The following is a 24,599-nucleotide window of genomic DNA, read 5'->3' as shown; positions in this document are numbered from 1 at the left end:
ACGGCAGGGTCAGCTGACGTTGACGGCCGACCAGGCAGCCGCGACCGCCTTGTACTCGGTGCTGGTCGAGCCGTACAGGGCGGAGGCCGCCGACAGGGTGCCGGTGCGGGCCGCCTTGTAGTTCGTCGTCGACGTGAAGTACGTCGTCAGCGCCTTGTACCAGATCTGCAGCGCCTTGTCGCGGCCGATGCCGGTGACCGTGGAGCCGTTGGACGTCGGCGAGTTGTAGGACACGCCGTTGATCGTCTTCGAACCACTGCCCTCGCTCAGGAGGTAGAAGAAGTGGTTCGCGACGCCGGACGAGTAGTGGACGTCCTTGCTGCCGACGGAGGAGGACCAGGAGTCCGCCGAGCCGCCGTCCTTGCTGGGCTTGTCCATGTAGCGCAGCGGGGTGCCGTCGCCGTTGATGTCGATCTTCTCGCCGATGAGGTAGTCGCCCTTGTCATTGGCGTTGTTGGCGTAGAACTCGACGCCGGTGCCGAAGATGTCCGAGGTGGCCTCGTTGAGGCCGCCGGACTCGCCGGAGTAGTTCAGTCCGGCCGTGTTCGAGGTGACGCCGTGGCTCATCTCGTGGCCGGCCACGTCCAGCGAGGTCAGCGGGTGGGTGTTGCCGTCGCCGTCGCCGTAGGTCATGCAGAAGCAGCTGTCGTCCCAGAACGCGTTGACGTACGCGTTGCCGTAGTGGACGCGGGAGTAGGCGGCGACGCCGTTGTTCTTGATGCCGCTGCGGCCGAACGTGGACTTGTAGAAGTCCCAGGTGACCTGAGCGCCGTAGGCGGCGTCCACGGCGGCGGTCTGGTCCGTGGTGGAGCTGGAGGCCGCGCCGGTGCCCCACGTGTCGTCCGCGTCGGTGAACAGGGTGCCCGCCGACGAGGACGTGCCGTGTGACTTGTTGTACGTCTTGTGGCCGCCGCGGGTGCCGTCCGTCAGGTTGTACGTCGTGCCCGACTTGGTCGTGCCGAGCGTGACGGTGCCCGAGTAGAGGCTCTTGCCGGTGCCGGTCTCGATGCCCTGGTACTCGTAGAGCTTCTTGCCGGTGGCCGCGTCGGTGATGACGTGCAGCTCGCTCGGGGTGCCGTCGTCCTGCAGCCCGCCGACGACCGTCTCGAAGGCGAGGACCGGGGTGCCGCCCGCGGCCCAGATCACCTTGCGGGGGGCCTGGTCGGCCGAGGTGGACTCGGAGCCCGCTGCCTTGGCGGCGGTCAGGGCCTGCGTCTCGGCCTTGGCGACGGCGACCTTGGGGGTCAGCGTGGCCACCTTGATGGTCGCCGCGTTGGCCTTGGTGACGCCCTTGGCGGTGCCGCTCGCGGACTCGTGCACGACCAGGTCGCCGCCGAGGACCGGCAGGCCCGCGTAGGTGCGCTCGTAGCGGGTGTGGACGGTGCCGTCGACGTCCTTGACGACGTCCTTGACGACCAGCTTCTCCTGGGCGCCGAGGCCTATGGACTTGGCGGTCGCGGACGCGTCGGACTGCTGCTGCTGGATCAGCGTGGTGCGGGCTGCGGAGGACAGCTGGACCGGGGCGCCCTGCAGGGCTGCCCGTGCGCCGGAGTCCGCCGAGGTCTGGGCGGCGGCGCTACCGGTGGTCAGGCCGGTGGTGACCAGGGCTCCGGCCGCGACAGCGGTGGCGATGGCCAGAGTGGTGCGCTTGTGACGCGCGTAGAGGGAGGTCACACAAGCTCCTTCATGTGGGGGGTCCGGGCGGCGTGGGGCGGCCGCCCGTGACGGGTGTGAAGTTGTGCGGCGGGTGAACGAAGACTGACATCCGGGCGCGTACATGTCAGGACCCCGAAGTGATGTTGGCCGAAAATCGACTGTCCGGTGAACATTGCAGGCACGTAAACCGAGTTGGGCTGTGGTAAAGCGCCAACAGGACGTGGGTAAGGGGAGGGCAAAAAGGGGACGCCGCCCCGGGGAGGTGGTGCCTCCGGGGCGGCGCCCTGTGCGGTGCCTGTCAGGCTGCTTCGCGTGGCCCGTGCGGGCCCCGCGGCCTACGGGAAGGTGAGCTTCCAGCTGTTGATGTAGCCGGTGTCCTGGGCCGCGTTGTCCTGGACCCTCAACTGCCAGACACCGTTGGCTACCTCGGACGAGGCGTCGACCGTGTACGTGGTGTTGAGGTTGTCCGTGCTGCCGCCGGTGCCGTACGCCTTCAGCGTGTAGGCGGTGCCGTCGGGGGCGATCAGCTGCACCCGGAGGTCGCCGATGTAGGTGTGCACGATGTCGACCGCCACCGCGAGGTTCGACGGCGCGTTGCCGGTGCGGCCGGAGACGGTGATCGACGAGTTGACCGCCGCTCCGTTGTCCGGAATCGATACGTCGGCCGTGTTCTCGAAGGAGGTGCCGCCACCCCCGCCGCCGCCCGAACGCGCGCCCACCGCGATGCCCGCCCACGCGTCCTGCACCGCCTTGTACTCGGCGGAGGTGGTGCCGTACAGCTCACCCGTCGCCGCGAGGGTGCCGGTGCGGGCGCCCGCGTAGGTCGTGTTGGAGGTGAACTTCGTCGTCAGTGCGCGGTACCAGATCTGCAGTGCCTTGTCGCGGCCTATGCCGGTGACCGGAAGCCCGTCCGCGGTGGGCGAGTTGTAGCTGACGCCGTTGATGACCTTGGCGCCGCTGCCCTCGCTCAGCAGGTAGAAGAAGTGGTTGGCGGGGCCGGACGAGTAGTGCGGGTCGAGGCCGCCCACGCTGGACGACCAGTTGTCCCGGGACGCGCCGTCCTTGCTGGGCTTGTCCATGTAGCGCAGCGGGGTGCCGTTGCCGTTGATGTTGATCTTCTCGCCGATGAGGTAGTCGCCCACGTCGGAGGAGTTGGCCGCGAAGAACTCCACCCCCGTGCCGAAGATGTCCGAGGTCCCCTCGTTGAGGCCGCCGGCCTCGTTGCTGTAGTTCAGCTTGGCGGTGACGGAGGTGACGCCGTGGCTCATCTCGTGCCCGGCGACGTCGAGGGAGGTCAGCGGATTGGCGTTGCCGGAGCCGTCGCCGTACGTCATGCAGAAGCAGTTGTCGTCCCAGAACGCGTTCACGTACGCGTTGCCGTAGTGCACCCGCGAGTACGCGCCCACGCCGTCGTTCTTGATGCCGCTGCGGCCGAAGGACGTCTTGTAGAAGTCCCAGGTGGCCGCGGCGCCGTAGTGCGCGTCGGCGCCCGCGGTGGCGGCGTTCGACGTGGTGCCGTTGCCCCAGGTGTCGCTGGTCTGCGAGAACAGCGTGCCGGTGCCGGACGAACCGCGGTTGAGGTTGTACGTCTTGTGGTTGCCGCGCGCGCCGTCGTTCAGCGTGAAGTTCGAACCCGACTGGGTCGTGCCGAGCGTGACCTGGCCGCTGTACTGGGTGTTGCCGACGCCCGTGCTGACACCCTGGTACTCGAAGAGCTTCGCGCCGGTGGCCGCGTCCGTGATGACGTGCAGCTGGTTCGGCGTGCCGTCGTCCTGGAAGCCGCCGACGACGGTCTCGTACGCCAGGGCGGGCTTGCCGCTCGCCGCCCAGATCACCTTGCGGGGCGCGGAGTCGGCCGTGGAGCTGGTGCTGCCGAGGGCCTTGGCGCGCTTGACCGCCTGCTGCTCGGCGGCCGCCGCGGTGACGCTCGGACTGAGCCCGGGGACCTTGATGGTGGCGTTCGTCGCCTTGATGACGCCCTTGGCGGCGCCGGACGCGGCGGTGTCGACGATCAGGTCGCCGCCGAGGACCGGGAGGCCCGCGTAGGTGCGCTCGTAGCGGGTGTGCAGGGTGCCGTCGGCGTCCTTGACGACGTCCTTGACGGCCAGCTTCTCCTGCGAGCCGAGGCCGAGGGCCGCTGCGGTCTGCGCCCGGGAGGCCTCCGCGGCGCGGATCAGCTCGGTGCGCTGGGACGGGGAGAGCGCGAGGGCCGTGTGGGCCGGGTCGGCCTTGCCCGCCGCCTGCGGTGCCTTCTCCGGGGCGGCGTTCGCGGCGCCGGACTGCACGGCGGCGGCTATGAGCGCGGAGACGCCGACGAGGGCGACGGCCGCGGCACGACGGGAGGGGCTGTGGGGGGTGCGTCTGCGAGAGGGACTGCTGCTCAACACTGACTCCTTCTGCGCGGCCGCGGATCACGCGGCCAGGGAGACCCGAACGGCGGGTGGGCCGGACGGGCACGACAAAGGCGGTACGCAGAACAAAGGCGGAACGTGGAGCGTGCGCGTAACTGTGGGGTTGCTGTGAACCAGCAGAGGGAAGAGTGGCAGTGGATTGCGCTGTCTGTCAGGAGCGCGTCAGAAATTTGGCCGGAAGAGGTCCGTTGTCCGGTATTCGGTGTTCGATATACGGAGTCGTCGCATCCGCCGCTCCGCCCTCACCCGTTTCCCGGGGCCGTGCGCGCTCACGGCCCTCCGTGCCAGGTCCGCCACAGCGCCGCGTACGCGCCGCCGTCCGCCACCAGCGCCTCGTGCGTGCCGAGTTCGGTGAGACGACCGTCCACCATCACGGCGACCCGGTCCGCGTCGTGGGCGGTGTGCAGCCGGTGGGCGATGGCGATGACCGTCCGCCCGCGGAGCACCGCCGCCAGAGCCCGCTCGGTGTGCCGGGCCGTCGTCGGGTCCAGCAGCGCGGTCGCCTCGTCCAGGATCAGCGTGTGCGGGTCCGCCAGCACCACCCGGGCCAGGGCGAGCTGCTGTGCCTGCGAGCCGTCCGTCGTGCGGCCACCGCCCCCGCCCCGGCCCAGCTCGGCGTCCAGACCGCCCGGCAGTTCCCGCACCCAGTCGGCGGCCCCGACCGTGGCCAGCGCCGCCCACAACCGCGCGTCGGCCGCCGTGGGTTCGGCGATCAGCAGGTTGTCGCGGACCGTGCCGATGAAGACGTGATGCTCCTGCGTGACCAGCACGACCTGCCGACGCAACGTCTCGGGCGCCAGCTCGGCGACCGGCGCCCCGCCCACCGTCACCGAGCCCGCGCTCGGCGCGTCCACGCCCGCCAGCAGCCTGCTGAGCGTGGTCTTGCCCGCGCCCGACGGACCCACGACCGCCAGCCGCTCCCCGGGCCGCACCGTCAGGTCGACCCCGCGCAGCACCTCGCCGCCGCGCTCGTAGGCGTACCGCACCCCCGTCACGTCGATCCGGTCGTCCACCGGGACCGGCGCCGTCCCGCCCTCGTGCTCCGACCGCGGCGCCCCGGCCAGGCCCTCCACCCGGGCGAACGAGGCCCCGCTGCTCTGCAGTTGCTCGACGCGCACCAGGATCTGGTCGAGCGGCTCGGTGAACTGCCGCAGATACAGCGTGGCCGCCACCACCGCGCCCAGACTCATCGCCCCGCGCGCGTGCAGCGCGCCACCCAGCAGCAGCACCCCCGCCACCGGCAGCGAGTACGACGTCTCGACCACCGGGAAGAACACCGTGCGCAGGTAGAGCGTGTGGAAGCGGGCGCGCCGGGAGATCTCCAGCGCGTCACGGTTCGCCGCCGTGCGCCGCCGCTCGAGCCGGAACGCCTCCACCGTCCGCGCCCCGGACGCCGTCGCCGCGACGATCTCGGCGACCTCGGAGTCCGCCGCGCCCTGCGCCAGATAGCCGGCCCGTGCCCGCCGCAGATACCAGCGCAGCGCGAACCAGATCGGCGTCAGCGCCAGCACCCCGACGACGCCCAGCAGCGGGTCGATCACGAACACCGCGCCGAGCGTGAACAGCGCCTGGACCGTGCACACCAGCAGCTCGGGCCCGGCGTCCCGCAGGGTCGTGCCCACGGCCGCCACGTCGGCGGTGCCGCGGGTGGTCAGATCGCCGGCGCCGGCCCGCTCCACGACCGACGCCGGCAGCGCGAGCGCCCGCCCGACGAACTCCTCCCGGACCCGAGCCAGCGTGCGCTCGCCGAACCGGTGCCCCGCGTACCGCGCCCAGCGCGCCAGCAGCAGCTGCGCCGCCGCGCACACCAGGATCGCCGCCGCCAGCCGGTCGACGGGCGCGACGCCGCGCCCGGCCCGCACCTCGTCGATGATCCGCCCCAGCAGCCATGGTCCGGCCAGGCCGGCCCCGGCGGCGAGCACGTTCAGGGCGAGCGCGCCGGCGAACGCCCGCCGGTCTGCCCGTACCAGCCGCAGCGCCGCACGCCGCACGTCGGCGCGGCCGGCGACGGGCAGCCGGCCCGCGGGGGCGCCGTCGTCGACTGCCGTGGTCGTCGTCATCGGGCTGCCGCCCTCTCGTTCCCGGTCACGGTCGTCATCGGACGGCCTCCTCCGCGTCGTCGGCGTCGCGGGTCACCAGTGCGCGGTAGCCCGGCTCCCGTTGCAGCAGGTCGCGGTGGCGGCCGGTCGCGGCGACCTTCCCGTCGACCAGGTAGTGGACCGTCTCCGCGCGGTCGAGGACCAGCGGCGAGGTGCTGGTGACGAGCGTGGTCCGGCCCGCACGGTACGCGTGCAGCCGCTCCGCGACCGACGCCTCCGTGTGCGCGTCCAGCGCCGACGTCGGCTCCACGGCCAGCAGCACCTCGGGGTCGGCGAGCAGGGCCCGCACCAGCCGTACCCGCTGCCGCTGACCGCCGGAGAGGCTGCGGCCCTGCGCGGTCACGGGCGAGTCGAGCCCCTCGGGCAGACCCTGCACGATGTCGTCGGCCGCGGCCGCCCGCACCGCCCGCGCGACCTCCGCCGCCGAGGGCGCACCCCGTCCGCCGACCGCCTCGCGCAGGGTTCCGGCGAACAGGTCGGCCTCGTGGTCGGCGACCAGGATGCGGGCCCTGACCTGCTCCAACGGCAGGTCGTCCAGCCGCCGTCCGCCCCAGGTGACGTCCGAGGGGCCGTACCGGCCGAGCCGGTCCACGACGGCCGTCACGTCCGAGTGGCGTCCCCCGGCCAGCGCGGTCAGCCGGCCCGGGACCACCCGCACACCCGAGTCGGGGTCGTGCAGCACCGACGGCTCGGCGGGTGCGTCGCCGGTCCCGGTGTCCGGCTCGGGCTCCGTGCGCAGCAGCCGTACGACGCGCCGGGCGGCCACCACGCCCCGGCTCAGCTGGTAGCCCATGTCGACGAGGAACGCCACCGGGCCGACCAGGACGGCGACATAGCCGTACACCGACACCAGCTCGCCCACGGTCAGCTCGCCCTGGGCGGCCAGCCGGGCCGCGAGCCAGGTCACGACGGCGAGGAACAGGGTGGGCAGGCCCACCCCGAGTGCCTGCATCCAGCTGGTGACCGCGCCGACCCGGTAGCCCTGCGCCCGCAGCCGCTGCGAGTCCCGGGCGAAGGAGTCCGCGAACAGCCCTTTGCCGCCCAGCCCGTTGAGCACCCTGAGCCCGCCCGCGAGGTCGCCGATCCGCGCGGTCAGCACCCCCTGGTGCTCCCGGTACTCCGCCTCCGTGCCCTGCAGCCGCGCCATCAGCGGCCCGACCAGCACCGCGATCACCGGCATCCCCAGCAGCACGACCGCCGCCAGCGTCGGCGACACGGACAGCAGGAGCCCGGCGACGAAGACGTACACCACGATCGAGCCCACGCCGGGCCCGACCACCGTCAGCGAACCCGCGATGGTGTGCACGTCGCCCACCCCGATGGTGACGACCTCCCCGGCCCCCACCCGGCGCGGCAGCGCGGCGCCCAGCCGGGCCGCGTGCCCGACGACGACCTTGGTGGTGCGGAAGTAGGCGTCCATGCGCACCCGGGTCATCGTGCGGTGCCGCATGATGCTCACCCACGCGTTGAGCGCGCCCACCGCGAGCAGCGCGGCCGTCCAGCCCGCGAGTGCGGCCGTGTCACCGGGTTCCAGCCCGTCGTCCACCGCCCGTGACAGCAGGTACGGCGCGATCGCCGCCAGCACCATCCAGAGGCTGGCCAGCAGCGCTCCGGCCGCCGACCGCCACGGCTGGCAGCGCACCAGCCAGGCCAGATACGCCCAGCCGCCGCGGCTGTCGGGCGTGCCGGGATCCTCGTACGCGTCGATCATCCACTCGTCCTTCCGGCCCTCGCCGCCCTCTGACCGGCCCCCGCCGCCCGCCGACCGCTCACGCCAGGCTGTCCCGCCAGGCCCGGTGCAGGTCCGCGAACCGGCCGGTGCCCGCGATGAGTTCGGCCGGTCCGCCGTCCTCGACGATCCGGCCGTGCTCCATGACGAGCACCCGGTCGGCGATCTCCACGGTGGACAGCCGGTGCGCGATCACCACCGCCGTACGGCCCTTCAGCACCGTCGCCATCGCCGCCTGCACGGCCCGCTCACCCGGGACGTCCAGCGAACTCGTCGCCTCGTCGAGGATCAGCACCGCGGGGTCGGCGAGCAACGCCCTTGCGAACGCGACGAGTTGGCGCTGGCCCGCGGAGATCCGGCCGCCGCGCTTGCGCACGTCGGTGTCGTACCCGTCGGGCAGGGCGCTGATGAACTCGTGCGCGCCGATCGCCTTCGCCGCCCGCTCGATCTCCTCCCGCGACGCGTCCGGCCGCCCGATGGCGATGTTCTCGGCGACCGTGCCGGAGAACAGGAACGCCTCCTGCGTCACCATCACCACACCGCGCCGCAGTTCGGGCACGGCCAGCTCGCGCAGGTCCACCCCGTCCAGCAGCACCCGGCCCTCGGAGGGGTCGTAGAAGCGGGCGAGCAGCTTGGCCAGCGTGGACTTGCCGGCGCCGGTCGAGCCGACCACGGCGACCGTCTGCCCGGCGGGAAGGGCCAGGTCGAAGCGGGGCAGGACCTCGCCGCCCGTGCGGTAGCCGAAGGAGACCCCGTCGAAGACGACCTCCCTGCCGGGGAGTTCGCCGCGCAGGGCGGGCAGCTCCCGCGGCGCCGACGGCTCCGGCACGGACGGCTTCTGCGCGAGCAGCCCCGCGATCTTCTCCAGGGACGCGGCCGCCGACTGGTAGGAGTTGAGGAACATGCCGAGCCGGTCGATCGGGTCGTACAGCCGCCGCAGGTACAGCACCGCCGCCGCCAGCACACCGAGCTCCAGCGAACCGTCCGCGACCCGCATGGCGCCCCACAGCACGATCGCAGCGACCGCCGTGTTGGCGACCAGCCGCGATCCGACGACGTACCGCGCCATCTCCAGCAGCGCGTCGCCGTTCCTGCGTTCGTGCCGCCGGTTGAGGACCCGGAAACCGGCCTCGTTGACGGCCTCACGCCGGAAGGCGCGCACCGGCCGGATGCCGTTCATCGTCTCCACGAACTTCACGATCACGGCCGCGATCGCGGTCGAGCGGGCCGTGAACACCCGGCCCGCGCGCCGCTGGTAGACCCGGACGAGGCCGTACAGCGGCACGAACGACGCGACCGCGACGGCGCCCAGGCCGAGGTCCAGCCAGAGCAGCATCGCGGAGATGAACAGGAAGGACAGCACGACCGTCACGAGTTCCTGCAGCCCCTCGTTGAGGAGCTCGCGCAGGGCCTCCACGTCGCTCGTGGAGCGGGAGATCAGACGGCCCGACGTGTAGCGCTCGTGGAAGTCGAGGCTCAGCGCCTGCGCGTGCCGGAAGATCCGGCCGCGCAGGTCGAGCAGCACGTCCTGGTTGACGCGGGCGGAGGCGAGCAGGAACGCGTACTGCAGGCCGCCGGACGCCACCGCGCACAGCAGGTAGCCGGCGCCCACCGCGACCAGCGGCCCGTGGTCGTCGGCCCGCAGCGCCGGCACGGCGCGGTCGATGGCGTACGCCACCAGCAGCGGACCCGCCTGCACGGCCGCCTGCTGGAGCAGCAGCAGAAGCGTGGTGAGGGCGACGCGCGCCCGCATCGGGGCCAGCAGGGAACGCAGCAGCGCGCCGGTGGCGCCGGGCACGGTGGGCAGGACGTCCTTGTCGAAGGGGTCCTGCGCGGCCCGCGGGCCCGAGTCCCGCGGTGTGTCGTCGTCGGTCGTGGGGGACGACGTCGTGGGGGCGCTCATCGGTCGTCCTCCTGGCGGCCGGTTCCTGACATGAGGTGGGCGTACTCGGGGTTGTCGCGCAGCAGTTCCTGGTGGGTGCCCACCGCGGCGATCCGGCCGTCGGACAGCAGCGCCACCCGGTCGGCGAGGAGCACGGTGGACGGGCGGTGGGCGACGATCAGCGCGGTGGTGTCGGCGAGGACCTGCCGCAGCGCGGCCTCCACGGCCGCCTCGGTGTGCACGTCCAGCGCGGAGAGCGGGTCGTCCAGGACGAGGAAGCGGGGCCGGCCGACGACGGCCCTGGCCAGTGCGAGCCGCTGCCGCTGTCCGCCGGAGAGGCTGAGCCCCTGCTCGCCGACCTGGGTGTCGACGCCCTGCGGCAGCGTGTGCACGAACCCGGCCTGCGCCACGTCCAGCGCCCGTGCCAGCTCGACGGCGCCCGCCCGGTCGTCCGCGCCCATGAGCACGTTCTCGCCGACGCTCGCGGAGAACAGGGTCGGTTCCTCGAAGGCCACGGCGACCCGCGCGCGCAGCTCCTCGCGGGGCATCGCGGTGACGTCCTCGCCGTCCAGGGTGATGCGCCCCGCCGTCACCTCGTGCAGCCGGGGGACGAGGGCGGTGAGGGTGGTCTTGCCGCTGCCGGTCGACCCGACCAGGGCCATGGACTCGCCGGGCCGGATGTGCAGGTCGACACCGTCGAGGGTGGGCCGGGAGCCGGGGGCGGCGTCCGGGTAGCGGAACGTCACGCCGTCGAAGCGGAGTCCGCCGTCGGCCGTCGCGTCCGACTCCGCGCCCGCGCGACCGGGTTCCGCCCGGACGACGGTGTCCCGCTCCGGCTCCTCGTCCATCACCTCGAAGTACCGCTGTGTGGCCGTCGCCGCCTCCTGGCTCATCGCCAGCAGGAACCCGATGGAGTCCACCGGCCAGCGCAGCGCGAGCGCGGTGGACAGGAAGGCGACCAGGGTGCCCGCGGACAGTTCGCCGTCCGCCACCTGCACCGCCCCCAGCACCAGCGCGGCCCCGATCGCCAGCTCGGGCAGCGTCACGATGACGGCCCAGATGGTGGCCAGCAGCCGGGCCTTGGCCAGTTCGGTGCCGCGCAGGGTCGACGACAGTTCGCGGAAGGCGCGCGCCTGGCTGCGGTGCCGGCCGAAGCCCTTCACGATCCGGATCCCGAGGACGCTCTCCTCGACGACGGTCGTCAGATCCCCGACCTGGTCCTGTGCCCGGCGCGCCACGACGGCGTACCGGTGCTCGAAGTACACGCACATCACGACGACGGGTATGGCCGGTCCGAGGATGACCAGCCCGAGCTGCCAGTCCTGGAGCAGCATGATGACGACGCCGAACACGATCGTGACCGAGTTGACCAGCAGGAACGTCAGGGGGAAGGCGAGGAACATCCGCACCATCCCCAGATCGGCCGTCGCCCGGGACAACAGCTGGCCCGACGCCCACCGGTCGTGGAACGCCACCGGCAGCCGCTGGAGCCGCCCGTACAACTCCGCCCGCATCTGCGCCTCGACGTGCGACAGCGGACGCGCCACCAGCCAGCGCCGCATCCCGAACAGCAGCGCCTCGGTGAACCCGAGGAGCAGCAGGCAGAGCGAGCCCAGCCAGACCCCGGCCGTGTCCCGGTCGGCCACCGGGCCGTCCACCATCCACTTGAGGACGAGGGGGATCACCAGCCCGGCACAGGAGGCGAGCACGGCGACGAAGGCGGCCGTGAACAGCCGCAGCCGCACGGGTCTGACGTACGGCCACAGGCGCAGCAGGGAGCGTACGGCGGAACGGTCGGGGGTGGTTGCACGTGTCTCGGCCATCACCGCGAGCCTACGGACCGGCACTGACAGAGCCCACCGAGTTTCGGTCCGTCCGGGCTCCGTCGCTGGTCCTACGACCTGCGTGTTCGAGGAGTCGTACGGCCGGGTCGACCGATCGGCCGATGTCCGTCCGAGCGAGTCGGCCGATGTGCCGGCCGGGCCCCGCCCGGGACGCTGGTGCCATGCCTGTCATCGAAGTCACCGACCTGCGCAAGACCTATGACGGCCGTGCGGTCGTCGACGGCGTCTCCTTCGCCGTGGAGGAGGGGGAGATCTTCGGCGTCCTCGGTCCGAACGGCGCCGGCAAGACCACCACCGTGGAGTGCGTCGAGGGCCTGCGGGTGCCCGACGGGGGCCGGGTCCGGGTGGCCGGCCTCGATCCCGTCGCCGACCACGAGAAGGTCGCCCGCATCCTCGGCGCCCAGCTCCAGCAGAGCGAGCTGCAGCCGAAGCTGACCGTCCGCGAGGCCCTGGAGCTGTACGCCTCCTTCCATCCGCGGCCGCTCGACTGGGGGCCGCTCGCGGAGCGCCTCGGCCTGGCCCCGAAGCTGACCACCCGGTTCGCGAAACTGTCCGGCGGCCAGAAGCAGCGCCTGTTCATCGCACTCGCGCTGATCGGCGACCCGAGGATCGTCGTCCTGGACGAGCTGACCACCGGCCTCGACCCGCGGGCCCGCCGGGACACCTGGCAGATCGTCGAGGACGTGCGCGCGAACGGCGTCACCGTGCTGCTGGTCACCCACTTCATGGAGGAGGCCCAGCGGCTGTGCGACCGGATCGCGGTGATCGACGGGGGCCGGGTGGCCGCCCTGGACACCCCGGCGAACCTCGTCCGGCGCTCGGCGGGGGCCACCGTCATCAGCTTCACCCCGTCCGCCCCGCTGGACGACCGTGACCTGAACGCCCTGCCCGAGCTCGCCTCCGTCCGGCACCGGGACGGCCGCCTCACGCTGTCCGGCACCGACGAGACCGTCAACGCCGTCATCACCCTCCTCGCCCGCCGGCGCGTCACCGCCCACCAGCTGCGCGTCCTGGACGCCACCCTCGACGACGCCTTCCTCGACCTGACGAAGAACGCCCCGCACGGCGCCCCGCACGACACCGCTCACGACGCCCCGCACGACGACACGAGCGGCGGCACGAAGGAGGCCGTGGCATGAGCACCGCCGTACTGCGCACCGAGGTCCGCCTCTTCCGCCGCGAACCGGGCGCCCTCTTCTGGATCCTGCTCTTCCCGGCCCTGCTGCTGGTGATCCTCGGGTCCGTCCCGTCCTTCCGGCATCCGAGCGACGACCTCGGCGGTCTGCGCACCGTCGACGTCTACGTCCCGGTGGCCGTGTTGCTCGGTCTGATCGTCGGCGGCCTGCAGTCGATGCCGCAGACCCTCACCGGATACCGGGAGCGCGGCATCCTGCGCCGGATGTCCGTGACACCGGTCCGCCCGGCCGTCCTGCTGTCCGCGCAGATGCTGGTCTACGGCGGGGCCTCCCTGGCGTCGGCGCTGCTGGTCCTGGCGGTCGGACGGCTCGGCTTCGACGTGCGCCTGCCCGAGCAGCCCCTCGGATACGCCGTCGCCCTGCTGCTGGCGGTCCTGGTCGCCCTCGCCCTCGGATCGGTGGTGTCCGCCCTGTCCCCCACGACGAAGATCGCCGGCGCGATCGGCTCGGCCGTGTTCTTCCCGTCGATGTTCTGCGCCGGGGTGTGGGTGCCGGTGCAGAACATGCCGGACGTCCTCGCCCGCGTCGTGGGCTGGACCCCCTTCGGGGCGGCCGCGCAGGCCCTGAACCAGGCGGCGGCCGGTCACTGGCCCGGCTGGGACCACCTGGGCGTGCTGGCGATGTGGATCCTGCTGCTGACGGGCGCCGCGGCCCGCTGGTTCCGTTGGGAGTAGGCGGGCGGGCGGCCGTGCAGACTGTGGGCATGACCACGGCGGACAGCCGGATCGACCGGCGCTGGGAGCAACTGCACACCTGGGGGCCCTACGGGCTGCTCGGCATCAGCGCCGTTCTCGCGATCGCCTCCGCCGACCCGCACGTCGCACCGGACACCTGGTACACCGCCTGGTCACTGCTCGGCGCCGCGGTCGTGCTCCAGCTGTGCCGGCACAGCACGCGCCGCCCCGGCCGGATGCGCACCCCGTCCCCGGGCGGCGCCGCCTACTACGTCGCCCGCTGGGGCCTCGCCTTCGCCCTCACCTGGCTCAACCCGTTCTTCGCGTTCTACGCCGCCGCCGGCTACATGGACGCCGACGAGACCCTCCCGGAGCGGTGGCAGCGGCTCGGACTGTTCATGAGCGCGGTCACCGTGGCCGGTGCGCAGGCCGGCGGGATGCCCTTCGACGGCCTGACGCAGTGGATCGTCTTCGCCGGGCTTCTGGTGGCCAACTCCGGCCTGCAGATGGTCGTCGCACACCTCACCGAGCAGGAGACGCGGCGCGCCCACGAGCGCACCGCGACCATCGCCGAACTCGAACGCACCAACGCCGCCCTGCAGCGGGCCCTCGACGAGAACGCCGCGCTGCACGCCCAACTCCTCGTCCAGGCCAGGGAGGCGGGGGTGGCCGACGAACGCCGCCGCCTCGCCGCCGAGATCCACGACACCCTCGCCCAGGGCCTGACCGGGATCATCGCCCAGCTTCAGGTGGTGACGAACACCCCCGACCCCGACGTCGCCCGCACCCATCTCCAGCGCGCCTTCGACCTGGCCCGGCACAGCCTCGGCGAGGCCCGCCGCTCCGTGCACAATCTGGCCCCGGTGGCGCTGGCGGACGCCGGGCTGCCCGAGGCCTTGAAGACGACGGTCGCCGAATGGGGCGAACGCACGGGTGTGCGAGCGGAGTTCACGCTCACCGGCACCGCGGAGCAGCTCCACGAGGAGGTCGCCGCCACCCTGCTGCGCATCGCGCAGGAGGCTCTGTCGAACGCCGCCCGCCACGCCTGGGCCTCGCGCCTCGGCGTCACCCTGTCGTTCCTGGGCGACGAGGTGATCCTCGACATCCGCGACGACGGCCTCGGTTTCGACCCGCTCGCCCTGCCGGCCCGCTCCGCGGCCGGGGGGTTCGGCCTCGACGGCATGCGGGCCCGCGCCGAACGCATCGCGGGCTCCTTCGCCGTGGAGTCCGAGCCGGGACACGGAAGCGCACTGTCGGCTCGCGTACCGTTGGTCCGCCATGACAGATGACCCGCGCGTCTCCTTGCTGATCGTCGACGACCATCCCGTGGTGCGGGACGGCCTGCGCGGCATGTTCGAGTCGGCCCCCGGCTTCACGGTCCTCGGCGAGGCGTCGAACGGCGTCGAGGCCGTCGCGAAGGCGGGCGAACTCGATCCCGACGTGATCCTGATGGACCTGCGGATGCCCGGCGGCGGGGGAGTGGACGCCATCCGCGAGCTGACCCGCGGCGGCGCCCGCGCCAGGGTCCTCGTCCTCACGACGTACGACACCGACTCCGACACGCTCCCCGCGATCGAGGCCGGCGCGACGGGCTACCTCCTCAAGGACGCCCCTCGAGACGAGCTGTTCACGGCGGTCCGCGCGGCGGCGCAGGGCCGTACGGTCCTGTCGCCCGCCGTGGCCACCCGGCTGGTCTCCGCGGTCCGCGCCCCCCGCGGCCCCGGCGAGGAGCCGCTCTCCGCGCGTGAGCGCGAGGTGCTGGCCCTGGTCGCCAGGGGCGCCTCCAACCGTGAGATCGCCCGCGACCTGTTCATCAGCGAGGCCACGGTCAAGACCCACCTCACCCACCTGTACGCCAAGCTGGGCGTCAACGACCGCGCGGCCGCGGTGGCGAGAGCGTACGAGCGGGGCATCCTCGGCTGACCCGCCGCCCACATGCCCGCCGCTCACCGGCCCGCCGCCCTCCGTCCGCGGGTGTTCGCCGCTCGCCTCCGCCGGACTCACTCCGCGACCCGCAGCAGCAGTACCGCCCGTGCCGGCACCGTCACGGTGGTGCCGGCCGGGAGGGCGACCCCGGGCGCCTCGTCCTGTTCCTCGCGGGACGTGTCGACGACCACCTCGTACCGTTGCGCCCACGGCGGACCCGGGAGGACGAAGTCCACCGGACGGTCCCCCGCGTGCAGGACGGCGAGGAAGCTGTCGTCGGCGATCGGGGCGCCCCGATCGTCGCGACCGGGGATGTCCCGCCCTGAGAGGTACATCCCCAGCGTCGCCGCGGGCGCGTACCAGTCCCCTTCCGTCATCTCCGTGCCCCGCTCCGTGAACCAGGCCAGGTCCCGCAGGCCGTCCGCCGAGTGCGCCCGGCCGGAGAAGAAGGCGCGGCGGCGGAGCACCGGGTGGCGGTGCCGCAGCGCGATCAGCCGGGCGGTGAGGTCGAACAGGGCCCGCCAGCCCGGCTCCTCCAGCAGCCCCCAGTCCACCCAGCTGATCTCGTTGTCCTGGCAGTAGGCGTTGTTGTTGCCCTGCTGGGTGCGTCCGAACTCGTCCCCCGCGACCAGCATCGGCACGCCCGTCGACAGCAGCAGCGTCGTCAGCAGGTTGCGCAGCTGCCGTCGCCGCAGTGCCTGGAGGTCCTCGTCGGTGGTCGCGCCCTCGACGCCGCCGTTCCAGGAGCGGTTGTCGTTCGTGCCGTCCCGGTTGCCCTCGCCGTTGGCCTCGTTGTGCTTGCGCTCGTACGACACCAGGTCGCGCAGGGTGAAGCCGTCGTGCGCGGTCACGAAGTTGACCGACGCGTACGGCCGCCGTCCGCCCCACGCGTACAGATCGCTCGAGCCCGACAGCCGGTAGCCCATCTCCCGCACGTCCGGCAGGGCGTGCCGCCAGAAGTCCCGGGCGGCGTCACGGTAGCGGTCGTTCCACTCCGTCCACAGCGGCGGGAAGGCGCCCACCTGGTAGCCGCCCGAGCCCACGTCCCAGGGTTCGGCGATGAGCTTCACCCGGCGCAGCACCGGGTCCTGCGCGATCACCGCCAGGAACGGGGAGAGCATGTCGACGTCGTGCATGGACCGGGCGAGCGCCGCCGCCAGGTCGAAGCGGAAGCCGTCGACGCCCATCTCCGTCACCCAGTAGCGCAGCGAGTCGGTGATCAGGCGCAGCACATGCGGCTGGACCACCTGCAGGGTGTTCCCGCAGCCCGTGTAGTCGGCGTAGCGCCGGGCGTCGGACTGCAGGCGGTAGTAGCCGCGGTTGTCGATGCCCTTCAACGACAGGGTCGGGCCCAGTTCGCCCGCCTCCGCCGTGTGGTTGTAGACGACGTCGAGGATCACCTCGATCCCGGCCGCGTGCAGGGCGCGCACCATCCGCTTGAACTCGCCGACCTGCTGACCCGTCGTCCCCGAGGCCGCGTACGCGGCGTGCGGGGCGAAGTAGCCGATCGAGTTGTAGCCCCAGTAGTTCTTCAGGCCGCGGCGCAGCAGATGGTCCTCGTGCGCGAACTGGTGGACCGGCAGCAGCTCCACCGCCGTCACGCCCAGCCGCACCAGATGCTCCACGGCCGCCGGGTGCGCCAGACCGGCGTAGGTGCCGCGCAGTTCCTCCGGGACGCCGGGGTGCCGTCGGGTGAAGCCCCGCACGTGCAGCTCGTAGATCACCGAGTCCGCCCACGGCGTCTTCGGACGGCGGTCGTCGGCCCAGTCGTCGTCGTCGTGCACGACGACGCCCTTCGGGACGTGCGGCGCGGAGTCGCGCTCGTCGCGCACGGTGTCGGCGACCTGCTGCTGGGGCCAGTCGCGGACGTGCCCGTACACCTCGGGCGGCAGCAGGAACTCGCCGTCCACAGCGCGGGCGTACGGGTCGAGGAGCAGCTTCGCCGGATTCCAGCGGCCGCCGGTCCACGGGTCCCAGCGGCCGTGCACCCGGTAGCCGTAGCGCTGGCCGGGCATGATCCCGGGCACGAAGCCGTGCCAGATCTCGTGCGTCAGCTCGGTGAGCCGGGCGCGCGTCTCCCGGCCGGCCTCGTCGAACAGGCACAGCTCGACCGCCTCCGCACCGCCCGCCCACAGCGCGAAGTTGGTGCCGGCGACCCCGTCCGGGCCGACCCGGAACCGGGCGCCCAGCGGTGTGGACGCGCCCGGCCACACGGGCGGGCCCGGCACCTTGCGCGAGACGCCGTTCACGACGGCCTCCGGCGTGGCGCGCTCGGCCGCCACCGCCTCCTGCTCGGCTGCGCTGGACACCGTCTAGCCCTCCCGCGGCTCGTGGGACGACGGGGGAGAGGAGCGCGCGGTGTCCCGTCCGCGGCTCCCTTTCGCGTCGTCCTCCCCCCATGTCTGCCCAGAGCGGCCCTCGCACTCACGTTTCCCCGGAGCGTGCCCGGTCGTTGGACACCCCGTGAGGCATGTACATGGGCGCGCACGGCGCGCGGGGATCGCACTGGCCGCCGTACTGACATGGGCAGGACTGCTGGCCGGGGCCGCCGGCTGTACCGGCGGAGGTGACAGCCGCAGCGGACTCGACCGGATGCTGGGCAAGCCCCCCGCCCCCGAGGACGTCATCCGCGTCACCCCTCAGGACGGCGCGCGGGGCGTGCGGCCCGGGACGGATCTGTCGGTGCGGGTGCCGGACGGACGGCTGGAGTCGGTGAAGGTCGTCAGATCGCAGGACGCGCGGGAGAGCGAGGTGAAGGGGCGGATCGCCGCGGACGGTCTGAGCTGGCGGCCGGCCGAGGCCCGGCTCGGGCTCGCCGCCCGCTACACGGTCGACGTGGTGGCGCTGGACGGGGAGGGCAACCGTTCGGCGCGGCACACCACGTTCACCACCTTCGTCCCCGAGAAGCGCTTCATCGGGTACGTCACGCCCGAGAACCGGGCCACCGTGGGCACCGGGATGATCGTCTCGCTGGAGTTCAACCGCGAGATCGGCGACCGCGCGGCCGTCGAACGCGCCGTCCGGGTCACGGCCGAGCCCGCCACCGAGATCCGGGCGCACTGGTTCGGCGACACCCGGCTCGACTTCCGCCCCGAGGAGTACTGGCGGCCGGGCACCGAGGTCACGGTCGACCTCGCGCTGCGGGACGTCGAGGGGGCGCCCGGCGTCTACGGCCTCCAGGACAAGTCGTTCTCCTTCACCGTCGGCCGCAGCCAGGTGTCCCTGGTGGACGCCGCGAAGCACACGATGCAGGTGCGGCGGGACGGCGAACTGCTGGCCACGGTGCCGATCACGGCCGGATCGCCCGAGAACACCACCTACAACGGCAAGATGGTGGTGAGCGAGATGCTGGAGCTGACCCGGATGAACGGCGCCACGGTCGGTTTCAAGAAGGCGAACGGCAAGGGCGAGTACGACATTCCGGATGTTCCGCACGCCATGCGGCTGACCGGTTCCGGCACCTTCCTGCACGGCAACTACTGGGCGCAGGACGTCTTCGGCAGGGCCAACGTCAGCCACGGCTGCGTGGGTCTGCGGGACGTGAAGGGCGGCGGCTCGGACACGCCCGCGGGCTGGTTCTTCGACCGTTCGCTCGTCGGCGACGTCGTCGAGGTGGTCCACAGCAAGGACAAGCAGGTCGCCCCGGACAACGGCCTCGGCGGCTGGAACATGACCTGGCGGGAGTGGACGGCGGGCAGCGCCCTGAACTGACCTTCCTCCCGGTGCAACCATCCCCGCCGTTGCGTGGTCCCAGTTGGGACGGAACGGTGACCTTGGCCTGACACGAAGCTCAAATTCGTACGGTTAATATGCGCCAGAGATCGCGCGGGAGCGCTGGGGTGGGGGCCTGACCAGGGCCTTGCGAGGGGAGAACGACTTGAACGTGCGACCGATATCGGGGGCGTCGGTTGGCGGGCGCTCACGGGGCCGCAACAGACGGCTGGCGCTGATCGTGGGCGGGATGCTGCTCGCCGTCACGGCGTGCGGCGGGGGCGGTGAGGGCTCGGGTTCCGGGTCCGACGCGAAGGCCGACGGCGACAAGGGGTCCACGGCCGCCGTGGAGAGCAAGCAGTCGGAGGCGGTCGTCACCATCGCCCCGAAGACCGGCGCGAAGGACGTGGACACCAGCGGCGCCCTCAAGGTCACCGCGGCCAAGGGCAAGCTGACCGAGGTCACCGTCAAGGACGCCAAGGGCAGGAAGATCGACGGCGCGATCTCGGCGGACGGCGCCGGCTGGACGCCCGCCACGCACCTGGCCGCGTCCACCGCGTACCAGGTGCACGCGGTCGCCAAGGACTCCGCCGGCCGCACGGCCGCCGAGGACTCCGCCTTCACCACGCTGAGCCCGCAGAACACCTTCATCGGCAACTTCACGCCCGAGGACGGCTCCACGGTCGGCGTCGGCATGCCGTTCTCGGTCCGTTTCACCCGGGGCATCACCAAGCCGGCGGACGTCGAGAAGGCCATCAGGATCACGACCGTGCCGGCGGTCGAGGTCGAGGGCCACTGGTTCGGCAACGACCGTCTGGACTTCCGCCCGGAGAAGTACTGGAAGGCCGGCACCAAGGTGACGGTCGAGCTGAACCTCGACGGCGTCGAGGGCCGCAAGGGCGTCTACGGCAAGCAGTCCAAGAAGCTGTCCTTCACCATCGGCCGCGACCAGGTGACCGTCGTGGACGCCAAGAAGCACACGATGAAGGTCATGCGGGAGGGCAAGGTCGTCAAGACCGTCCCGGTCACCACCGGCAAGCCCGGCTACGCCACCTGGAACGGCCAGATGGTCATCAGCGAGAAGTTCACCGTGACCCGCATGAACGGCGACACGGTCGGCTACGACGGCGAGTACGACATCAAGGACGTCCCGCACGCCATGCGGCTGACCAACTCCGGCACCTTCGTGCACGGCAACTACTGGGGCGGCGACGCTTTCGGCAACTACAACGCCAGCCACGGCTGCATCGGCCTGCGGGACGTGCGCGGCGGCTACGACGGCTCCGTGCCGGCCGCGTGGTTCTTCAACCAGTCGATGGTCGGCGACGTGGTCGTCGTGAAGAACTCCACCGACCCGACGGTCGACCCGTCCAACGGCCTCAACGGCTGGAACATCTCCTGGGCGGACTGGAAGAAGTAGGGTTCCCCCCGCCCGCGTTAGTGGTGGTTAACCTGCTGCCATGACCGTGAATCTCGAAGTCGCCGAAGGCGTCGGCACGATCCGCCTCGACCGCCCGCCCATGAACGCGCTGGACGTCGCCACACAGGACCGTCTCAAGGAGCTCGCCGAGGAGGCGACCCGGCGCGGCGACGTCCGCGCGGTCGTCCTGTACGGCGGCGAGAAGGTGTTCGCGGCGGGCGCGGACATCAAGGAGATGCAGGACATGGACCACACCGCGATGGTGCTGCGCTCCCGTGCCCTGCAGGAGTCCTTCACCGCGGTGGCCCGCATCCCCAAGCCGGTCGTGGCGGCCGTGACCGGGTACGCGCTGGGCGGTGGCTGTGAACTCGCGCTCTGCGCGGACTTCCGCATCGCCGGGGACAGCGCGAAGCTGGGCCAGCCGGAGATCCTGCTCGGGCTGATCCCCGGGGCCGGCGGCACTCAGCGTCTCTCCCGGCTGATCGGCCCCTCCAGGGCGAAGGACCTGATCTTCACGGGCCGGATGGTCAAGGCGGACGAGGCGCTGACCCTCGGCCTGGTGGACCGGGTGGTGCCGGCCGCCGACGTGTACACGGAGGCGCACGCCTGGGCGGCGAAGCTGGCGCAGGGACCGGCGCTCGCGCTGCGCGCCGCGAAGGAGGCGGTCGACACCGGTCTGGAGACGGACATCGAGACGGGCCTGGCGGTGGAACGCACCTGGTTCGCCGGTCTGTTCGCCACCGCCGACCGTGAGACGGGCATGCGCAGCTTCGTGGCGGAAGGGCCCGGCAAGGCCAAGTTCCTGTGAGTGAGGTCTCTTTCGGGGGCGTCGCCGGCACTTGCTCTTGACGGGGCGTCTCACCCGCGTCCCCCGATGGGGCGGTTTACGGGAACCTTGAGGCGACCTTGAGCCTGTTGTGTCGAGGGTCCCCGTCGCCTGCCTCGGGGCGGATGTCCGCAGCAGGTCAGGGAGGGTTTGTCGGCATCTGCGCTGCCGCTGGCATATGCCGAACGGGTCGATCGGAACGGGGGATTCCGGGGGGCGTATTCCACAGGAACGGCCCCGGAGGGGGCTCGGGGCGGCCATGATGGGGGCATGGCGGGGCTGGAGGGCATCGAACAGCCGCGGGGACACAGCCGTGCGGCCGCGGCACGCTGGTCGCCTGCGGTCGAGGACGAACGGGCGCTCAAAGCGCTGGAGTTGTTCGGCAACCCGACGGAGGGCGAGGTTCCGTTGCCCTCCCGTCCCGAGTCCGCCGCCGCGGCCCGCCGGCTGGCCCAGGTCGTGGTCCTGCGCCAGTGGGGGCTCGGCCCCAAGACGACCGAGGACGTGGTGCTGCTCGTCTCCGAACTCGTCGGCAACGCCGTGCGGCACACCGGCGCCCGCGTCTTCGGCCTGCGGATGCGGCGCCGGCGCGGCTGGATCCGCGTGGAGGTCCGCGATCCCTCCCGCGGGCTGCCCTGTCTGATGCCGGTTCAGGAGATGGACGTCAGCGGGCGGGGCCTCTTCCTCGTCGACAAGCTGTCCGACCGGTGGGGGGTCGACCTGCTGCCCCGCGGCAAGACGACCTGGTTCGAGATGCGGGTCGCCGACCGCTGACCGGTCCGTCCCGCGCCCGGCCGGCGGACGCGGCCGAGGCGTCAATGGCCGGAATCGCGACATATCACCCCTTAAATGGTGCGGGTGACCCCATCCGACCGCCGTTCCGCGCTGCGGGCGGGCGCCGGGCTCGTCGCCGGGGGTGCGTTCGCGGCCGGGTGCTCGCCCGCCGTGCCCTCCTCCGGCGCCGCCGTCCAGCCCGCCGCCGTCTCCCGGTCCCCCGTCTCCCGGCCCTCCGCCGCCCGGTCCCCGGCCGCCCCCGCTCCGCGCGCCTTCCCCGGTCAGCCCGCCCAGATCACGCACGGTCCCCGCGGCCGCCCCCAGGTCGCCCTCACCTTCCACGGACAGGGCGATCCCGCCGTCGCCCGGGCCCTGCTCGGCGAAGCCGAACGGCACGGCGCCCGGGTCACCGTCCTCGCCGTCGGGACCTGGCTCGACGAACACCCCGACGTCGCCCGCCGGGTCCTCGACGGCGGCCACGACCTCGGCAACCACACCCAGCGGCATCTGGACGTCAACGCGATGTCCGAGGCCGAGGCGACGGCCGAGATCACCGGGTGCGCACAGCGGCTGCGCCGGCTCACCGGATCCGTCGGCACCTGGTTCCGGCCCTCCCGCGCCTCCCGCGCCTCCCCGCTCGTCGCCGCGCTGGCCCGGCGGGCCGGCTACCCGCACGTCCTGTCCTACGACGTCGACTCCCTCGACTTCACCTCCCCCGGCGCCCCCGCCGTCGCCCGCAACGTCCTCGACAAGGTCCGCAACGGGTCCGTCGTGAGCCTGCACTTCGGGTACGCGGACACGGTCGCCGCACTCCCCGCCCTGCTGGACGAACTCGACCGCCGCGGACTGCGCGCGGTCACTGCCACGGAGCTGATCGGCTGATGCACCGCAACCTCGCCACAAGCGCCCTGCTCACCGGCGCCGCCCTCGCCGTCCTCGCCGCCTGCGGCACCGATACCCGCAGCGGCGCGGACGGGACGGGCCGGACCACCGAGCGGGCCGTGCCCGCGCCCGTGAAGCCCGCCAGACCGGTCGTCGACGGCCTGCCGGGCATGCCGCCCGTGCTCGACCCCAAGGACGTCTACGCGGCCGACCGCCCGAACCGGCTCTCCCCGGTGGTCAAGGGCTTCCCGCCCCGGGTTTACGTCCCCAACACCGAGTCCGACACCGTATCCGTCATCGATCCGAAGACGTACCGGGTGATCGAGACGATCCGCGTCGGACGCCAGCCCCAGCACGTCGTCCCCTCCTGGGACCTGAAGACCCTGTGGGTCAACAACGACCGTGGGAACACCCTCACCCCGATCGACCCCGCGACCGGGAAGGCGGGCAAGCCGGTCGAGGTGCACGACCCCTACAACCTCTACTTCACGCCCAACGGCAAGTACGCCGTCGTCATGGCCTCCCTCGACCGCGAGCTGGTCTTCCGGGACCCGCACACGATGAAGCGGATCAAGACCGAACCGGTCACCTGCTACGGCGTCAACCACGCCGACTTCTCGCTGGACGGGAAGTACTTCATCGTGTCCTGCGAGTTCAGCGGAGAACTGCTGAAGGTCGACACCGAGCGGATGAAGGTCGTCGCCCAGCAGAAACTGCCCCTCAAGGGCGCCATGCCGCAGGACGTGAAGGTCTCGCCGGACGGCAAGCTGTTCTACATCGCCGACATGATGGCCCACGGCATGTGGATCGTCGACGGCGCCACCTTCGACAAGCCGCGGTTCCTGCACACCGGCAAGGGCTGCCACGGGCTGTACGTCAGCCGCGACTCCCGCGAGATGTACGTCACCAACCGCGGTGAGGGCACCGTCTCCGTCTTCGACTTCACCAAGGGCGAGCTCACCAGGAAGTGGCGTCTCCCGGACGGCGGCAGCCCCGACATGGGCGGCGTCTCGGCGGACGGCAAGGTCCTGTGGCTGTCCGGGCGGTACAACTCCGAGGTGTACGCGATCGACACCGCCGACGGGCGCCAGATCGCCCGCATCAAGGTCGGCGGAGGCCCGCACGGCCTGGCCGTCTATCCGCAGCCCGGCCGCTACTCGCTCGGCCACACGGGCGTCTTCCGCTAGCGGGAGGTCCTGCGTCCGGCGTCCGGCGGGGCCGTTAATCTGGCCTGCGTCAGTTGGACAGCAGAACAGCACATGTGCCCGCAAGGCATGAAGAAGAGGGGCGGACCGGTGGCCGACATCGAAGAAGCGCGCAACCATTTCCAGCGGATCGACACGGACGGCGACGGCTTCATCACCGCGGCCGAGTTCAAGACCGCCCTGGCTCAGGAGGGCGACTGGAACGTCACGGAGTCGGTCGCCGAGGCCATCATCAAGTCCCGCGACCTGAACGGCGACAAGGTCCTCTCGTTCGACGAGTTCTGGGCCCACCTGAACAAGTGACGTGAACCGGCAGAGGGGGCGCCGCGAGGCGCCCCCTTCGTCGTGCCTCGGGGCCTCGTGC

At 72.2% G+C, this 24,599-nt stretch carries 18 protein-coding genes; 11 read left to right on the top strand and 7 right to left on the bottom strand.

Annotated features, from left to right (window positions below; all coding sequences use genetic code 11):
- Window positions 1–9: 9 nt before the first annotated feature.
- The 6 genes from OHS82_RS14375 to OHS82_RS14350 form a co-directional block, all read right to left on the bottom strand.
- The gene (locus OHS82_RS14375) at window positions 10–1,674 is read right to left on the bottom strand and encodes a M4 family metallopeptidase (RefSeq protein ID WP_057583517.1); all 1,665 of its coding nucleotides are present in this window, start codon (window positions 1,672–1,674) and stop codon (window positions 10–12) included.
- 317 nt (window positions 1,675–1,991) lie between these two features.
- Entirely contained in the window at window positions 1,992–4,040 is a 2,049-nt protein-coding gene (locus OHS82_RS14370) for a M4 family metallopeptidase (protein WP_057583519.1), read from the bottom strand.
- Window positions 4,041–4,336: 296 nt separating this feature from the next.
- The gene (locus tag OHS82_RS14365; protein WP_328433963.1) at window positions 4,337–6,127 is read right to left on the bottom strand and encodes an ABC transporter ATP-binding protein; all 1,791 of its coding nucleotides are present in this window, start codon (window positions 6,125–6,127) and stop codon (window positions 4,337–4,339) included.
- 34 nt (window positions 6,128–6,161) lie between these two features.
- Window positions 6,162–7,877: an ABC transporter ATP-binding protein gene (locus OHS82_RS14360; RefSeq protein WP_057583523.1), complete on the bottom strand. Its 1,716-nt coding sequence runs from the start codon at window positions 7,875–7,877 to the stop codon at window positions 6,162–6,164.
- Window positions 7,878–7,935: 58 nt separating this feature from the next.
- Complete coding sequence (locus OHS82_RS14355; RefSeq protein WP_328433962.1) at window positions 7,936–9,798, bottom strand: ABC transporter ATP-binding protein; 1,863 nt, start codon at window positions 9,796–9,798, stop codon at window positions 7,936–7,938.
- The gene (locus OHS82_RS14350) at window positions 9,795–11,600 is read right to left on the bottom strand and encodes an ABC transporter ATP-binding protein (protein WP_328433961.1); all 1,806 of its coding nucleotides are present in this window, start codon (window positions 11,598–11,600) and stop codon (window positions 9,795–9,797) included. The genes OHS82_RS14355 and OHS82_RS14350 overlap by 4 nt, the downstream gene beginning before the upstream one ends.
- 182 nt (window positions 11,601–11,782) lie before the next feature.
- On the opposite strand from OHS82_RS14350, the gene OHS82_RS14345 reads away from it, so the two are divergent.
- From OHS82_RS14345 to OHS82_RS14330, 4 genes are read left to right on the top strand one after another with little or no spacing between them, the layout of a single operon-like run.
- A complete protein-coding gene (locus tag OHS82_RS14345; RefSeq protein WP_328433960.1) occupies window positions 11,783–12,760 on the top strand; it encodes an ABC transporter ATP-binding protein in 978 nt (325 codons plus the stop codon).
- Window positions 12,757–13,491: an ABC transporter permease gene (locus OHS82_RS14340; protein ID WP_328433959.1), complete on the top strand. Its 735-nt coding sequence runs from the start codon at window positions 12,757–12,759 to the stop codon at window positions 13,489–13,491. The genes OHS82_RS14345 and OHS82_RS14340 overlap by 4 nt, the downstream gene beginning before the upstream one ends.
- Window positions 13,492–13,520: 29 nt before the next feature.
- Window positions 13,521–14,780, top strand: a complete 1,260-nt coding sequence (locus tag OHS82_RS14335) for a sensor histidine kinase (RefSeq protein WP_057583532.1) — start codon at window positions 13,521–13,523, stop codon at window positions 14,778–14,780.
- A complete protein-coding gene (locus tag OHS82_RS14330) occupies window positions 14,770–15,414 on the top strand; it encodes a response regulator (RefSeq protein WP_057583534.1) in 645 nt (214 codons plus the stop codon). Before OHS82_RS14335 ends, OHS82_RS14330 begins: the two co-directional genes overlap by 11 nt.
- 77 nt (window positions 15,415–15,491) lie before the next feature.
- On the opposite strand, the gene glgX is transcribed toward OHS82_RS14330, so the two are convergent.
- On the bottom strand, window positions 15,492–17,726 hold the full coding sequence (glgX, locus tag OHS82_RS14325; protein WP_057583536.1) for a glycogen debranching protein GlgX: 2,235 nt from the start codon (window positions 17,724–17,726) through the stop codon (window positions 15,492–15,494).
- Window positions 17,727–17,880: 154 nt separating this feature from the next.
- Between glgX and OHS82_RS14320 the strand changes: the two genes are divergently transcribed.
- From OHS82_RS14320 to OHS82_RS14290, 7 genes are all read left to right on the top strand, one after another.
- Window positions 17,881–19,128, top strand: a complete 1,248-nt coding sequence (locus OHS82_RS14320) for a L,D-transpeptidase (protein ID WP_057583538.1) — start codon at window positions 17,881–17,883, stop codon at window positions 19,126–19,128.
- A gap of 166 nt (window positions 19,129–19,294) precedes the next feature.
- Window positions 19,295–20,548 (top strand): L,D-transpeptidase, encoded by a 1,254-nt coding sequence (locus OHS82_RS14315; protein WP_199863975.1) that lies wholly within the window; start codon window positions 19,295–19,297, stop codon window positions 20,546–20,548.
- 40 nt (window positions 20,549–20,588) lie between these two features.
- Window positions 20,589–21,356 carry an enoyl-CoA hydratase/isomerase family protein gene (locus OHS82_RS14310; RefSeq protein ID WP_057583542.1) on the top strand — a complete coding sequence of 256 codons (768 nt, stop codon included), beginning with the start codon at window positions 20,589–20,591 and terminating at the stop codon, window positions 21,354–21,356.
- A 288-nt stretch (window positions 21,357–21,644) separates the two neighbouring features.
- Window positions 21,645–22,148 carry an ATP-binding protein gene (locus OHS82_RS14305; protein WP_057583544.1) on the top strand — a complete coding sequence of 168 codons (504 nt, stop codon included), beginning with the start codon at window positions 21,645–21,647 and terminating at the stop codon, window positions 22,146–22,148.
- 75 nt (window positions 22,149–22,223) lie between these two features.
- Window positions 22,224–23,030, top strand: coding sequence for a polysaccharide deacetylase family protein (locus OHS82_RS14300; protein ID WP_328433958.1), 807 nt, complete (start codon window positions 22,224–22,226; stop codon window positions 23,028–23,030).
- The gene (locus OHS82_RS14295) at window positions 23,030–24,217 is read left to right on the top strand and encodes a YncE family protein (RefSeq protein WP_328433957.1); all 1,188 of its coding nucleotides are present in this window, start codon (window positions 23,030–23,032) and stop codon (window positions 24,215–24,217) included. The genes OHS82_RS14300 and OHS82_RS14295 overlap by 1 nt, the downstream gene beginning before the upstream one ends.
- A gap of 108 nt (window positions 24,218–24,325) precedes the next feature.
- Window positions 24,326–24,538 carry an EF-hand domain-containing protein gene (locus tag OHS82_RS14290; protein ID WP_266725829.1) on the top strand — a complete coding sequence of 71 codons (213 nt, stop codon included), beginning with the start codon at window positions 24,326–24,328 and terminating at the stop codon, window positions 24,536–24,538.
- Window positions 24,539–24,599 lie beyond the last annotated feature (61 nt).

Source organism: Streptomyces sp. NBC_00425, from assembly GCF_036030735.1.
GTDB lineage: Bacteria > Actinomycetota > Actinomycetes > Streptomycetales > Streptomycetaceae > Streptomyces.
This window is presented reverse-complemented; position numbering and strand designations above follow the sequence as displayed.

Coding starts and splice junctions, on each gene's coding strand:
- OHS82_RS14335 (WP_057583532.1), top strand. CDS start 13,521: ATGACCACGGCGGACAGCCGGATCGACCGGCGCTGGGAGCAACTGCAC.
- OHS82_RS14300 (WP_328433958.1), top strand. CDS start 22,224: ATGGTGCGGGTGACCCCATCCGACCGCCGTTCCGCGCTGCGGGCGGGC.
- OHS82_RS14305 (WP_057583544.1), top strand. CDS start 21,645: ATGGCGGGGCTGGAGGGCATCGAACAGCCGCGGGGACACAGCCGTGCG.
- OHS82_RS14295 (WP_328433957.1), top strand. CDS start 23,030: ATGCACCGCAACCTCGCCACAAGCGCCCTGCTCACCGGCGCCGCCCTC.
- OHS82_RS14350 (WP_328433961.1), bottom strand. CDS start 11,600: ATGGCCGAGACACGTGCAACCACCCCCGACCGTTCCGCCGTACGCTCC.
- OHS82_RS14365 (WP_328433963.1), bottom strand. CDS start 6,127: ATGACGACGACCACGGCAGTCGACGACGGCGCCCCCGCGGGCCGGCTG.
- OHS82_RS14310 (WP_057583542.1), top strand. CDS start 20,589: ATGACCGTGAATCTCGAAGTCGCCGAAGGCGTCGGCACGATCCGCCTC.
- OHS82_RS14330 (WP_057583534.1), top strand. CDS start 14,770: ATGACAGATGACCCGCGCGTCTCCTTGCTGATCGTCGACGACCATCCC.
- OHS82_RS14345 (WP_328433960.1), top strand. CDS start 11,783: ATGCCTGTCATCGAAGTCACCGACCTGCGCAAGACCTATGACGGCCGT.
- OHS82_RS14360 (WP_057583523.1), bottom strand. CDS start 7,877: ATGATCGACGCGTACGAGGATCCCGGCACGCCCGACAGCCGCGGCGGC.
- OHS82_RS14340 (WP_328433959.1), top strand. CDS start 12,757: ATGAGCACCGCCGTACTGCGCACCGAGGTCCGCCTCTTCCGCCGCGAA.
- OHS82_RS14355 (WP_328433962.1), bottom strand. CDS start 9,798: ATGAGCGCCCCCACGACGTCGTCCCCCACGACCGACGACGACACACCG.